The organism is Agrobacterium sp. 22-214-1 (assembly GCF_053522465.1).
Genome location: NZ_JBNWCK010000001.1, coordinates 643,755 through 657,151, shown reverse-complemented (window position 1 = coordinate 657,151; position 13,397 = coordinate 643,755). Strand labels below are relative to the sequence as shown.

Sequence of the window (13,397 nt, the reverse complement as noted above, 5' to 3'; positions counted from 1 at the left end):
GCGAATGCTGCCGTATCCGGCTTGTCATCGAAGGTATGGTGTGCAAAACGGCACGCGATATGCAAGGATGCGCCCGTATATCGTCGGGCGTTGATGGTTACGATTCGAATTATCGGTAGCTTGGTATGATCAGACTGATTGGATATTTTTTCGGCTTGGCCAGCGTGCTCTTCCTGTGCGCCGCCGCCGCCGGTGCGATTTATTTGCACGGCGTGACGAAGGACCTGCCGGATTACGCAGTTTTGAGCACCTATGAGCCGCCGGTGACGACCCGCGTGCATGCCGGCAACGGCGCGTTGATGGCGGAATATGCGCATGAAAAACGCCTGTTCCTGCCGATCCAGGCCATTCCCGACCGGGTGAAGGCGGCCTTCCTTTCGGCGGAAGACAAGAATTTCTACAACCATCCGGGTGTGGATGTCTTCGGCCTCGGCCGCGCCATTCTCGTCAATATCCAGAATCTCGGCTCCGGCCGCCGTCCGGTCGGGGCGTCCACCATCACCCAGCAGGTGGCGAAGAACTTTCTGCTCACCAACGACCAGACCATCGACCGCAAGCTCAAGGAAGCCATTCTGTCCTTCCGCATCGAGCAGACCTATTCCAAGGACAAGATTCTCGAGCTTTATCTCAACGAGATTTTCTTCGGCCTGAATTCCTACGGCATTGCCGGCGCGGCGCTCACCTATTTCAACAAATCGGTGACGGAACTGACGATTGCGGAAACCGCCTATCTCGCATCGCTGCCGAAGGGGCCGGCCAATTACCATCCGATCCGCCGCGAAAAGGCGGCTCTCGAGCGCCGCGACTGGGTGATCGACCGCATGGCCGAAAACGGCTACATCACGGTCGCCGACGCCACGGACGCCAAAAAGCAGCCGCTTGGCGTCAATCTGCGTCGCGGTGGCGCGCATATCTTCGCGTCCGATTATTTCGCCGAAGAAGTTCGCCGCCAGATCGTCGAGAAATACGGCGAGGAAGCGCTTCTCGAAGGCGGGCTCTCGGTCCGCACCTCTTTCGATCCGCAGATCCAGATGGAAGCACGCAAGGCGCTTCAGGACGGTCTGGTGCAATATGATGAGCGTCGCGGTTTCCGCGGACCCGTCGAAAAGATCGAGACGGCGGGTGACTGGACGGCGGCGCTCGCCAAGGTCAAGGGCCTGCGCGACGTTCCGGAATGGAAAGTCGCTGTGGTGCTTGCCGTCGCTGCCGATGGCGTCGATATCGGCGTACAGCCGGACACGGAAACGGAAGATGGCGACAAGCGCACGCGCGGCCATATCTCCGCTGAAAACATGCGCTGGGCTTTCCGCGATGCGACCGGCAAGAAGGCCACCGCCAAGTCGCCGGTCGGCGTCGTGGCGGCAGGCGATGTGATCTATGCACAGCCGCTTTCCAATTCCGGCAATGAATACCGCCTGCGCCAGCCGCCGAAAGTGCAGGGCGGCATGGTGGTGATGGACCCGCATACCGGCCGTGTTCTGGCCATGGTCGGCGGTTTCTCCTATGCGCAGTCGGAATTCAACCGCTCGACACAGGCGATGCGCCAGCCGGGCTCCTCCTTCAAGCCGTTCATCTACGCGGCGGCACTCGATAACGGCTATACGCCGGCGTCGGTCATTCTCGATGCGCCGATCGAGGTCGTTTCCGGCAATCAGGTCTGGAAGCCGCAGAATTACGGCGGCGGTTCCGCCGGTCCGTCGACCCTGCGTCTCGGTATCGAGAAATCCCGTAACCTCATGACGGTGCGTCTGGCGCAGGACATGGGCATGAATCTGGTCGCGGAATATGCCGAACGCTTCGGTATCTACGACAAGATGCCGCCGCTTCTGTCCATGTCGCTCGGTTCGGGTGAAACGACCGTGATGCGCATGGTCTCGGCCTATTCGGTCATCGCCAATGGCGGTAAGCAGATCAAGCCGACACTGATCGACCGCATTCAGGATCGCTACGGCAAGACGATCTTCCGGCATGAGGAGCGCGCCTGCGAGGGCTGCAACGCCACCAGCTGGCAGAACCAGGATGAGCCCGTCATCGTCGACAATCGCGAACAGGTTCTCGACCCGATGACCGCGTATCAGACGACCTCGATGCTGGAAGGCGTCGTGCAGCGCGGCACGGCGGCGGGCAAGATCAAGGTCGATCTGCCGGTTGCCGGCAAGACGGGCACGACCAACGATGAAAAGGACGCCTGGTTCGTCGGTTACACGCCGGACATGGTCGCCGGCCTCTATATCGGCTTCGATTCGCCTGCACCGCTCGGCCGTGGCGGCACCGGTGGCTCGCTGTCCGCGCCGATCTTCGGCGAGTTCATCTCCGATGCGGCCAAGCACATGGAGCCGAGCAAGTTCATCGTACCGAGCGGCATGAACTTCGTCGCCGTCAACCGCAAGACCGGCATGGCGGCGGTCGAGGGCGAGCCCGACACCATCATGGAAGCCTTCAAGCCCGGCACGGGTCCTGCTTCCACCTTCTCTGTCATCGGCGATGACGGATACATGTCGCAGGAAGACATTCTGAAGACCTCGCCGCAGGCGCAGCAGGCCATCACCGGCGGCGGCGGCGGTCTTTATTGATATCACTCCTGACGTTTGGCGGGGGCGCGGGTCTTTACATCCGCGCCCCCCGCATTTATTTGAGCAACGAGTTTCAATGAAGGTGAAGAACCAGCGAAATGCGCAATGAAATCGTGAACGTAGTCGACGAAATCAAGCAGGCCATAAGCCTGCTGAGGAGGCATCTTTGACTGGGACCAGGCGATAAGACGACTGGACTGGTTGAATAACAAGGCAGAGGACCCGACCCTCTGGAACGATGCCACCGAAGCCCAGAAGCTGATGCGCGAACGCCAGCAGCTGGATGACAGCATCAATGGCGTCAAGGCGCTTGAGCAGCAGCTCAGGGACAATATCGAGCTGATCGAACTCGGCGAGATGGAAGGCGACGACGAAATCGTCAAGGACGCCGAAGACGCATTGAAAGCTTTGAAGAGCGAGGCGAACCGCCGTCAGGTGGAAGCCATGCTTTCAGGCGAAGCCGATACCAACGATACCTACCTCGAAGTGCATTCCGGCGCCGGCGGCACCGAAAGCCAGGACTGGGCGAACATGCTTCTGCGCATGTATACCCGCTGGGCCGACCGCGAAGGTTTCAAGGTCGAGGTGCTCGAAGTTCACGACGGCGAAGAAGCCGGCATCAAGTCCGCGACGATCCTCGTCAAGGGCCACAATGCCTTCGGCTGGCTGAAGACGGAATCGGGCGTGCATCGCCTTGTTCGTATTTCGCCCTATGACAGCAATGCGCGTCGCCACACATCGTTCTCTTCCGTCTGGGTTTATCCGGTGGTCGACGATTCGATCCAGATCGACATCAACGAGAGCGATTGCCGCATCGATACCTATCGTTCGTCCGGCGCAGGCGGCCAGCACGTCAACACCACCGACTCGGCCGTGCGTATCACGCATATTCCGACCGGTATTGCCGTTGCCTGCCAGCAGGAGCGTTCCCAGCACAAGAACCGCGCCAAGGCGTGGGACATGCTGCGCGCCCGCCTCTACGAGGTGGAACTGCAGAAGCGGGAAGAGGCGGCAAACGCCCAGGCCGCATCCAAGACCGATATCGGCTGGGGTCACCAGATCCGTTCCTACGTTCTGCAGCCCTACCAGCTGGTCAAGGATCTGCGCACCGGCGTGGAAAGCACCGCACCCGGCAACGTGCTGGATGGCGACCTGAACGAATTCATGGAAGCGGCCCTCGCGCATCGCATCAGCGGCGGCGCGGATGTGGAAGTCGCGGATATCGACTGACGCGCCAAGTGCGTCGATTGAAAAAGATTACCCCTCGCAAACCCATTGCGAGGGGTTTTTCGTTGGAGGACAAGCATGAAACAGGCGCTTTATATCGTCGACGTCCAGCCAAGCTTCAATCCGCCGGCTGCGCTGGTGGCGGAAATATCCGCTCTCGCCCTGACAATGCCCAGCATTGCCACCGTCGAGCGCCATGATGAAAGCGTAACACCCTTCGAGCGGCAACTCGGCTGGAAACCGGGCAGGGACGACGAGTCGCTTGTTGCGGCAGATCGCGTTTTCATCAAACACGGTTATGCGCCACCCCGGGAGGTCATCGACCATCTTCTGTCGCTGAAACTCGACAGGGTCCTGGTCTGCGGCATTCAGGCCGATACCTGCGTGCTGGCTGCCGGTTTTGCCCTCTTCGATGCGGGGCTGCATCCCACGCTGTTGCCGTGGCTTACGGTGGGCTCCAGTCTCGACCGCAGTGGTGAACTCGGGGCGAGATTGTGGAAACATCATTTCGGAGCGGTTCTTGCCGGGCCGGAGGCACTGCAAGCGTAACCTTGCCCGGCCCGCGCATCGGGCCGATCAGTTGGACGCTTTCTCGATCTTCATCTCGCCCAGCTCGTCGATCAGGATCGTCCAGCTTTCCGCTTCCTTGGCTATCGGGTCCGTCTTCAGGTAGACGGTCACGAACAGGCAGGGCGAGGCGGGTGCGCCATTCGAGCTTTCGGGACGAATATCCGTGACATAGGACTTCATCTGGCTGAATTCTTCCAGCTCGATATTTTCCAGGAGATTCGGCCCTTCGGCGGTAAAGACGATGCGTTGCAGGTAGATTTTCGCCGTGCCGTCGCCCTGGCGGATGGCGATGACCTTGTAATAGCCGCGCGTGGGCGAGGCAGGCGGCGGCCGCAGCTGTCCGTCTGGGCCTTTCACCGGTTCAAGATTGCGATCTTCCCACATGCCGCTGCTGACGACGAAGATCGCCGAGACCGGCAGCGCGTCAATCGCTTCCGTCTGCGCCCGCGCGGGAAGCACGGCGGCGGCGAAAAGAAAGGCAGCGAGGATAGGTCTTGTCAGTTGCATGGCCATTGTCGATTGTGGGCGTCAATTGTTGAACTGTTCGGCGAGAACCCGGTCCGACCATGAACGATCCGGATCCGAGAGAATTCTGGCCGTCCTGTCCTGCGATTGTGCGATCCGAACGTGACGAACGGATTTCACCTCGGTGTGGTCGGCCACCGCATTCACCGGGCGCTTGTCGCGTTCGAGAACATGAATATCGACCGTTACCTTATTCGGCAAAAGTGCGCCGCGCCAGCGCCGCGGCCGGAAAGCGCTGACCGGGGTGAGCGCAAGCAGCGGCGATTCCAGCGGCAGGATGGGTCCATGGGCGGAGAAATTGTAGGCTGTCGACCCTGCCGGCGTCGCCACCATCATGCCGTCGCAGATCAATTCTTCAAGCCGCACCTTGCCGTCCACCTCCACACGAAGCTTGGCGGCCTGATGCGACTGGCGAAACAGGCTGACCTCGTTCATGGCGAGTGCCGTAAACTCGTCGCCGTCGGAATCCGTCGTCGTCATGCGCAGGGGATGGAAATCATTGCCGCTCGCCACCGCGATGCGCTCCAGCAGGCCGTCCACCCGGTAGTCATTCATCAGGAAGCCGACGGATCCCCGGTTCATGCCATAGACACGCTTGCCGGAATTCATCGTCTCGTTGAGAATCTGCAGCATGAAGCCATCGCCGCCGAGCGCGACGATCACCTCCGCCTCTTCGAACGGCGTATCGCCGTATATGCCTTTCAGCTCTTTCAGCGCCGTCTGGGCCTCCTCGGTTGCGGAGGCGACGAAGGACAGTGAATAGGTAGAATGCGACATCCGCTTCCCTCGACAACGGCGCAGACCGGAACCCGTCCACGCAAGGCGCTGTAACCCGTTGAAGCGGCTCGAAATCTTCAAACCTCAACAGGAAGGTCGATAACAAGCCGCCAGACGCACCCTTGGTACATGAAGACGGCGGCTGGCGACAAGGCCTTTCGAAGACGCAGCCGTTCCCTGGCGGCGGACTGCACCGCTCCGGTCCACAGCTTCTTGATTTACGCCCGCCGACAAGGGTTGCGATGCGGGACGGCCTGATGCAGTTTGCCAGGGCAGTCGGAATGACGAGTGGCAGGAGACGGATGTGGCGCTGAACTACGATATCTACGATGTCTTTACCGAGACGAAAATGGCGGGAAACCCGCTGGCGGTCATGTATGACGCCGATGATCTTCCCCAGGCCACGATGCAGGCGATCGCGCGGGAGATGAACCTCTCCGAGACGGTTTTCGTCAATCGGTCCAGCAATCCGGCCCATGCGGCTTCGCTGCGCATCTTCACGCCCTCGGGTGAATTGCCCTTCGCAGGCCATCCGACAGTCGGCGCGGCGGTGGCCATTGCCGAACGAAATCGCGGCGAGGGCGATGACGATATCGATATGGTCTGCGTGCTGGAAGAGCAGGTGGGTCCGGTGCGTTGCGCGGTGAAGATGCGTGCCGGCGCAGTCAGCTTCGCGGAATTCGACCTGCCGCGCAAATCGTCGCGCGTGGAACTACCGCTCGATCACACCGCGCTTGCCGATGCATTGGGCGTCAGTGAGGCGCATCTCGGCTTTGAAAACCATGTACCGTCGATCTGGACGGCGGGGGTGCCGTTCCTCATCGTCCCGCTGCACAATATCGCCGCCATCAGGGACATGGATTTCGATGCCAATCTTTGGCTGCGCACCGCGCCGCTGGTCGAAGGGCGCCTGACGGCGGCCTATATCTACTGTCGCGGGGGCGTCAATCACGCTGCGAAGTTCCACGCCCGCATGTTCTCTCCGGATATGGGCATTTCGGAAGATCCCGCCACCGGTTCCGCCGCCGCTGCCCTTTCCGGCGCCATCCACCATTTCGACGGCCTGACCGACGGCCATTATCCGCTGCTGATCGAGCAGGGCGTGGAGATGGAACGACCGTCCCATATCCACCTGCGTATGGACGTCAAGGACGGCGAAATCGCCCGCGCCCGCATCGGCGGCCACGCGGTGCGCGTTGCCTCGGGCACGTTCGAGATTTGATTTCAGCGTCACCCGCTCAGTTCGATGTCTTCGAGGAGCGATGAAACAGCGAGCAGAGCCAAAAGAAAAACCCCGGTCTTGACCGGGGTTTTGTCATTTCAGCGTCAATCGGCTCAGTTGAACCGGCCCGCCGCATGGGCAAGCATCGTATAGACCTTGCCGGTATCGGAGGTGAGGTAGGACTGGGTAACACTCCGGTCGCGGTCGGTGCGGGCCACGTCGGCAAGCAGCTTCTCGAAATCGGTGATGTAGCGGTCCACGGCGGTGCGGAATTCCGCTTCCCGCTCATATTTGCGCTTGATTTCGTCGAAGGTGGTCTGACCCTTCAGCGTGTAGAGGCGACGGGTGAAGACGTCGCGCTCGCCGCGCTGGTAGCGCCGCCACAGCTCCACGGAGGCGTCGTGATCGATGGCGCGGGCGATGTCGACCGAGAGCGAGTTCAGCGATTCCACCATGTGGCGCGGATTGCGGGTATCGGCCGCACGGGTCGGCTGCTGTTCCGCGCCGGAGCGAGGTGCGGACGCCGCTGGCGTTTCCTGTGATGCGCCGCGCAGCAAATCGCTGATCCAGCCGCCGCCTTCTTCGCGGCGTCCGGCCGGAGCACCCGGCTGGGCCGGGGCAGGCGCCTGACGGTTCTCGACCTGACGGTTCTCAAGCGGCAGGGTGCCGCGCAATGCGGCCGGTGCGGGAGCAGGCTGCGGCTGGGCCGGGCGCTGCTGCTGAGCCGGAGCCGGGGCTGCCGGCTGCGGACGCGCCTCGACACGGCGCTCGGCCGCCGGCTGGGTTGCGGCGATGGCGCGGGCGACCGGTTCGGAGACTTCCATCTGGTGGGTCGAACGACCAACGAGCTGGGAAATATCCTGCAGGGCCTTGATCTGTTCGGAAACGGCGCGGCGCATGGCGGCAGCGCTTTCCTTGGCCTCTTCCGGCAGGTCGAAGGCGCCGCGCTTCAGTTCCGCGCGGGTCGCATCCAGTTCGCGACGGATATCGTGGCTTGAGCGGCGGATTTCGTCCGTTGCGCCGGCGAAGCGGCTGACCGCTTCTTCCACCGCCTGACGCAGCGTCTCCTTGAGGCTGGCTGCGGCGGCATTCGATTTTTCCGAGGCGCTGCCGAGAAGATTGTCGACTTCCGAAAGCGAGGATTCGACACCGCCACGCAGGCGGTTGACCAGCTCGTCGGAATATTTCTGCGCGTCGGACAGCGTGCTTTCAATCGAGCGGCTGGCATCCTGACCGGCGGAGAGCAGGGCGCCCCGCATGGTCTGTGCCGCCGAGCGGGCGCGCTGTTCGGTCTCATCGAGCGAACGGCCTATATCGGAGAAGGAGGCCTGCAGATTGTCGCGCAGATTGCCGGCGACGTTCTGCGAACGCTCCTCGGCCTCGTTGAGCGTGGTTTCCACCACGCCGATGACATTGCGCATGGCGCTTTCGATTTCCTCGGAACGCTTGACGAGGCCGACCGACAGGCTGCGCAGCGCGTCCTGGCGCTCCTCCAGCGTGCCGACGAGGCTCGACTGTGCGGCATTGAGAAGCTCGGAAGCCTGGCTCAGCACCTTCGAATGTTCCTCGAAACGGCCGACGATGCCGGCAACCTGCGCCAGCGTCTGGCCGGAAATATTCGACAGGCGGTCGATCTTTCCTTCGAGCAGACGGCTGGAGCTGGACACCATGTCGGCGGCCTGCGACGCGGATTCGGAGAAGCGGGTCGCCGAGGCGTTCAATGCCTCGTCTGCCGCGCCGAAGCCCTGTGCGGCGCGCTCGACGGCAGAGTTGAAGTTGGTTGCCGACTGTTCGACGATTTCCGCCATGCTGTTATGCGTCTGCGACAGCATATCCGTGCTCTGGCGGGTGGCGGCGACCAGCTTGTTGGCCGCATCGCTGCCGGCGCGGGCATATTTGTCGATGCCCTGTTCGACGGCGTCCGCCATGGCCGTATGCGTCTCCGACAGCATGTCGGTGCTCTGGCGGGTGGCCGCGACGAGCTTACTTGCCGCATCCGTTCCGGCAGCGGCATAGTCGCTGATCGCCTGTTCCACCATCCCGACCATACCGCTGTTGCTCTGCGACAGAAGGTCTGCGCTCTGCTGGGCTGCGGAAACGATCTTCTCGGCGGCTTCGCGGCCGATGGTGGCATATTCGTCGACGACAGGCTTGGCTTTCTCCTCGATCAGGCGCGAAAGCTCGGCGGAGCGGCTGGCCAGCATCGAGTTGAGTTCGCGGGTGCGGTTGTCCAGCGCCGAGCGGATGGATTCGCCGCGGGCGTCGAGGGCGGATTCGACACCGGTGAGCGTCTCGGAGATCACGCCGACCTGAGAGCGGACGACGGCTTCAGCCTCGGCAACCTTGTTGACGATGATGTTGCCCGCCTCGGAGAAGGTCTGAGCGACGGCGGCGGCTTGACCGGAAAGACGGGTCTGGGCATCCGAAATGCGGTTGACGATCTCGCCGGAGCGTTCCTCGATGGCCTTGGTGAAGGCCTCGTTCTGCGCCTGCACCTGTTCGGCGAATTCCGAACCGGACTTGGCGAGAAGGGAGGTGGAGCGCACGGCTTCTTCGCCGATGCTCTGGGTGGCAGAGGTGACCGCGCCGCGCAGGCTGACGGCGAGATCGCTCGCCTTGCCTTCAATGGTGCGGTTGACGTTTTCAAGACCGATGGTCAACGCCCGGTCCATGGTGCCGAGGCGTTCATCGATACGGGCAGTGCCGGTATCAAAGGTCTCTGCCAGGCGGCTGGTCCGGTTTTCGAACGTGTCTGCGACACGCGTGGTCTGTTCGTCCAGAATGCCCGTGATACGCTCGGCCGCCTCGTCGCTGGCGCGGGCGAACACAGCCGTCTTGTCTTCCAGCGCTTCGGCAAAGCGGCGGCCGGCATCCTCGATAGAGGTGTTTACATTGGCGAGATCGCCGCCGACGCGTGCCTGCAGCGTATCGAGCGAGGTCTCGATACGGGCACCGGTCTCGTCGAGACGGGTGGTGACGTTGCCGATGGAGGTCTCGATTTTCGAGGACAGGGCATCCGTCGCGCCGCCGATTTCGCGGGCAGCCTCGCCGATCTTGACGGCGATGTCACCGGCGCTGTTGCGCAGGCGCTCTTCCAGCGTCTGCGCGCTGCCGTCGATCGCCTTCTGCAGCGTTTCCTGCTGGGTTTCGAGCGACAGTTCGAGCATGCTGGCGCTGGACGCGACCGTGGTGCCGATCATCATCGCCTGTTCGGAGAGCATGTCGCCCATCTGGGTCGTGGCGGAGCTGAGCGTCGCGGCAAGATCCGCCTGGCGCTGATCGAGCGCGGTGCGAATATCCTCATGCGATTGCGACAGATTGCTTTCGAGGCGGGACACGCCTTCTTCCACCGTCTGGGCAAAACGGATGCTGCCGTCTTCGACAACGCTTTCGATGCGGTTGGCCGCACCCGAGACGCTCTGCTCGATCAGGCCGCTATTGCGCTCCAGCGATCCGGCAATACGTTCAGCCTGCGAACCGAGCATGGTTTCGAGCCGCTCATGGCCGCTGGCAAGCGCATTTTCAAGCGTGAATGCGGTGGCTTCGAGACGCTGGCCGACGCCGGCTGCGGCAAGCGAAAGCGACGATGCTCTGGCATCCATGGCCTCGGCAATACGGTCCTCGACGCCGGAAATCGCCATGTCGAGCGCCATGGTGCGGCTGTCGAGCGCATCCGCGATGCGCTCCTCCGCACCGGAGACGATGCCCGAGAGGGCCGCAGTGCGGCTGTCGAGCGCGCCGGCAATGCGATCTTCGACGCCGGAAACGGCATTCTGCAGGGCTGTGGTGCGACCGTCGAGAATATCGGCGATCTTTTCCTCGACACCGGAGAAGCTCATATCGAGCGCCATGGTGCGGCTGTCGAGCACATCGGTGATCCGCTCTTCCGCCCCGGAAACGACGGTCTTCAGCGACTCGGTTCGGCTGTCGAGCGCCCCGGCGATGCGGGTCTCGGCGCCGGCCACCAGTTCGCCAAGGGCTGCGGTGCGGGTGTCGAGCGCTTCGGTGATTTTTTCTTCCGCGCCGGAGAATGCCATGTCGAGCGCCATGGTACGGCTGTCGAGCGCATCGGCGATGCGTTCTTCGGCACCGGAGACAACGGCGTTGAGGGCTGCGGTGCGGCCATCCAGCGTTTCCGCGATGCGGGTTTCAGCACCGGCGACTACCTCTCCGAAGGTGGCCGTGCGGCTGTCGAGCGCGCCGGCAATCTTTTCCTCAGCACTTGCGACAATGCCGGTAAGGGCAGAGGTGCGGTTGTCGAGCGTCTCGGAAAGTCTTTCCTCGACATTGGCAAAGGTCATGTCGAGCGACAGCGTGCGGCTGTCCATCGTGTCGGCAATACGTTCCTCGACGCCGGAAATGGCGCTGGAAAGCGCGGCCGTGCGGCCGTCAAGCGTATCGGCGATACGGCTCTCCGCGCCGGAGACGACGTCGTGCAGGGCAGCCGTGCGGCTTTCCAGCGTGTCGGAAATGCGGTCCTCGATGCCGGAAACCGCGCCGGTGATGGCCGCCGCCCGGGTTTCGAGCGTTTCGGCAAGACGGCGCTCGACATCGGCGACGACGTTGTTGATCGCGGCGGCACGTTCGTCGAGCATGGCGGCGAGACGTTCGGCCGTGCCGGAGACGGAGCCGGTAATCGCCATCGAACGGCTGGCGAGCGCTTCATCGAAACGGTTCTGGCTGGCCGAAAGCGCGCCGAACAGGGCATTGCTGCGTTCCGCCAGCACGGCGTCGATCTTCTCGTGCGAACTGGTGAAGGCATCGGTGATTTCGGCGGTACGCTGGCCGATTGCGTCGCTGAAGGCCTGCGTCCGGCTTTCAAGCGCGCTTTCGAGCATTTCCTGACCCGTGCCGAGCGCGGTTGCGAGCGCCAGCGATTGATCGGTCATGGTGGTGCCGATGCGCTCCAGACCGGCGCTCAGCATGGTGTCGAGCGCTTCGGAGCCGCCGGCAACGGTCTCGTTGATGCGGGCGAGGCTTTCCATCAGCTTGCTGTCGAGGCTGCCGGCGCGCTGGTCGAAGGCGCTGGCGAACTGCGCGACATGCTCGTCGAAGGCAGAGTTGACCTGGCCGACCGTCGCCTGCATCCGCTCCTCGTAGAGGCCGGAGCGAAGATCGAGATCCATGATCGCATCGTCCGCCGTGCTCTGCAGGCTCTGGCGGAAGGAGAGACCCTTTTCCTCAAGCGTCGTGGACAGCTTGTCGAGCACGGTATCCAGCGAACCGCCGATGATCTGCTGGCCGCGATCGATATTGCGGTTGAGTTCGAGCGTACGCGTGGACAGCGTTTCGTTGAGCTGGCGGGTGCGCTCTTCAAGCGCGCTGTTGAGGCTTTCCGCACCGCTATCCAGCGTCGAGGCATGGATCGCGAAACGCTCGAGCAGGACTTCACCGCGCTCATCCAGCGTCGAAGTGAGGTTGTGCAGGCGCATATCGAATTCGTTGGACAGCGTCGCGCCGGAGGAATTCAACGCCTGAAGCAGATTTTCGGTCTTGGCGGCGATCAGGCTGCCCATCGCTTCGGTCGAGGCGCGCGATTTCTCCAAAAGCGCGGCCGAGCGGGTGTCGATCATCGAGGCGAAGGCCTCGCCGGTCGTGGCGATCCGCATCGAAAGCTCTTCGCCGACGATGGAAAGCTCTTCTTTGATCTGTTCCTGCGCGCCGACGATGGAGGAACGGATGCGCTCGGCGTGGTTGACGATGGCGTCACGCTCTGCGGTCAATTCCTGAACGAGGCTGCGCACGCGCAGTTCATTGTCGGCATAGCTGCGCTCAAGCGCGTTGACCTCGGAATGCACGAGGGTCTCGAGTTCCGTTGCGCGGGCGATTGTGCGCTCGATACCGTCATTCATGGCCGAGACTTCACGGCGAACCGCCTGGCCGACCGACATGATGCGGTCGGATGCCACGGTTTCCGGTTCCGCAAGGCGAAGGGCGACTTCGGCCATGGAGCGGGCGGCATTCCGCAGATCGCGGGCACGCGCCATCATGATCGCAAAGGCGAAGAACAGCATGATGGGAACGAGGATGCCGACGACTATCGCCATCAGGCCGGGGATCGCGGTGAGATCGGCCAGCGAGGCGATGTTCCACAGCGCGTTGCCATAAAGAAGATGTGCGATGCCAAGACCGCCGAGCGCCCAGATGACCGACATGATCGTGGCGTTGCGCAGCGCGCCGCCGATGGAGCCGCCTTCCAGCGATTTGAGGATCATGGCCGGGCTGCGCTTGGAGCCGTCATTGGCCGCTTCGAGATTGGGCGACCTTGGCGTCTGTTCGGCGGGCGCGCGGGCGGCCTCGGGAGCAGGGGTCTGTCTGCTTGCTTCCTTCAATCTGGCCTCCGGCTGCTTCGGCGCTGCAGTTTTCCGCGTCTCCGGCTTTTCTTCGAAAGCACCAAGCTGCAGGGCGTCTTCCAACGCCTGAAATGCAGTCTCGTCGACAGAGTCGCTGATCTTGTTATTCGCCATGCGGTTACGCCTCGTTACACATACGCCCGGCTTCAT

The 13,397-nt window shown here is 62.6% G+C and carries 7 protein-coding genes; 4 read left to right on the top strand and 3 right to left on the bottom strand.

Features of this window, described 5'->3' with window-relative positions:
* Positions 1-125: 125 nt before the first annotated feature.
* From ACQZ5G_RS03315 to ACQZ5G_RS03305, 3 genes are all read left to right on the top strand, one after another.
* A complete protein-coding gene (locus ACQZ5G_RS03315; RefSeq protein WP_080852171.1) occupies positions 126-2,573 on the top strand; it encodes a penicillin-binding protein 1A in 2,448 nt (815 codons plus the stop codon).
* A 98-nt stretch (positions 2,574-2,671) separates the two neighbouring features.
* Positions 2,672-3,803, top strand: a protein-coding gene (prfB, locus tag ACQZ5G_RS03310) for a peptide chain release factor 2 (protein WP_170985729.1) whose coding sequence is annotated in 2 segments (ribosomal slippage) — positions 2,672-2,740 and positions 2,742-3,803 — 1,131 coding nt in all. Because the reading frame shifts where the segments join, the coding sequence is not laid out codon by codon here.
* Positions 3,804-3,878: 75 nt separating this feature from the next.
* Entirely contained in the window at positions 3,879-4,349 is a 471-nt protein-coding gene (locus ACQZ5G_RS03305) for a cysteine hydrolase family protein (RefSeq protein ID WP_080852169.1), read from the top strand.
* A 27-nt stretch (positions 4,350-4,376) separates the two neighbouring features.
* Here ACQZ5G_RS03305 and ACQZ5G_RS03300 read toward each other — a convergent pair whose 3' ends face one another.
* Together ACQZ5G_RS03300 and ACQZ5G_RS03295 are read right to left on the bottom strand one after the other, a co-directional pair.
* On the bottom strand, positions 4,377-4,877 hold the full coding sequence (locus ACQZ5G_RS03300; RefSeq protein ID WP_448736975.1) for a hypothetical protein: 501 nt from the start codon (positions 4,875-4,877) through the stop codon (positions 4,377-4,379).
* A gap of 21 nt (positions 4,878-4,898) precedes the next feature.
* Positions 4,899-5,672: an NAD kinase gene (locus ACQZ5G_RS03295; RefSeq protein ID WP_020810264.1), complete on the bottom strand. Its 774-nt coding sequence runs from the start codon at positions 5,670-5,672 to the stop codon at positions 4,899-4,901.
* 304 nt (positions 5,673-5,976) lie between these two features.
* Here ACQZ5G_RS03295 and ACQZ5G_RS03290 point away from each other — a divergent pair, with 304 nt between their 5' ends.
* A complete protein-coding gene (locus tag ACQZ5G_RS03290; protein WP_065653944.1) occupies positions 5,977-6,894 on the top strand; it encodes a PhzF family phenazine biosynthesis protein in 918 nt (305 codons plus the stop codon).
* Positions 6,895-7,007: 113 nt separating this feature from the next.
* Here ACQZ5G_RS03290 and ACQZ5G_RS03285 read toward each other — a convergent pair whose 3' ends face one another.
* Positions 7,008-13,361 carry an apolipoprotein A-IV repeat region-like domain-containing protein gene (locus ACQZ5G_RS03285; protein WP_448736974.1) on the bottom strand — a complete coding sequence of 2,118 codons (6,354 nt, stop codon included), beginning with the start codon at positions 13,359-13,361 and terminating at the stop codon, positions 7,008-7,010.
* Between the last annotated feature and the right edge of the window lie 36 nt (positions 13,362-13,397).

What these genes read in the sequence shown, in the direction of transcription:
- ACQZ5G_RS03315 (WP_080852171.1), top strand. Translation starts at nt 126, where the DNA reads ATGATCAGACTGATTGGATATTTTTTCGGCTTGGCCAGCGTGCTCTTC.
- ACQZ5G_RS03305 (WP_080852169.1), top strand. Translation starts at nt 3,879, where the DNA reads ATGAAACAGGCGCTTTATATCGTCGACGTCCAGCCAAGCTTCAATCCG.
- ACQZ5G_RS03300 (WP_448736975.1), bottom strand. Translation starts at nt 4,877, where the DNA reads ATGCAACTGACAAGACCTATCCTCGCTGCCTTTCTTTTCGCCGCCGCC.
- ACQZ5G_RS03295 (WP_020810264.1), bottom strand. Translation starts at nt 5,672, where the DNA reads ATGTCGCATTCTACCTATTCACTGTCCTTCGTCGCCTCCGCAACCGAG.
- ACQZ5G_RS03285 (WP_448736974.1), bottom strand. Translation starts at nt 13,361, where the DNA reads ATGGCGAATAACAAGATCAGCGACTCTGTCGACGAGACTGCATTTCAG.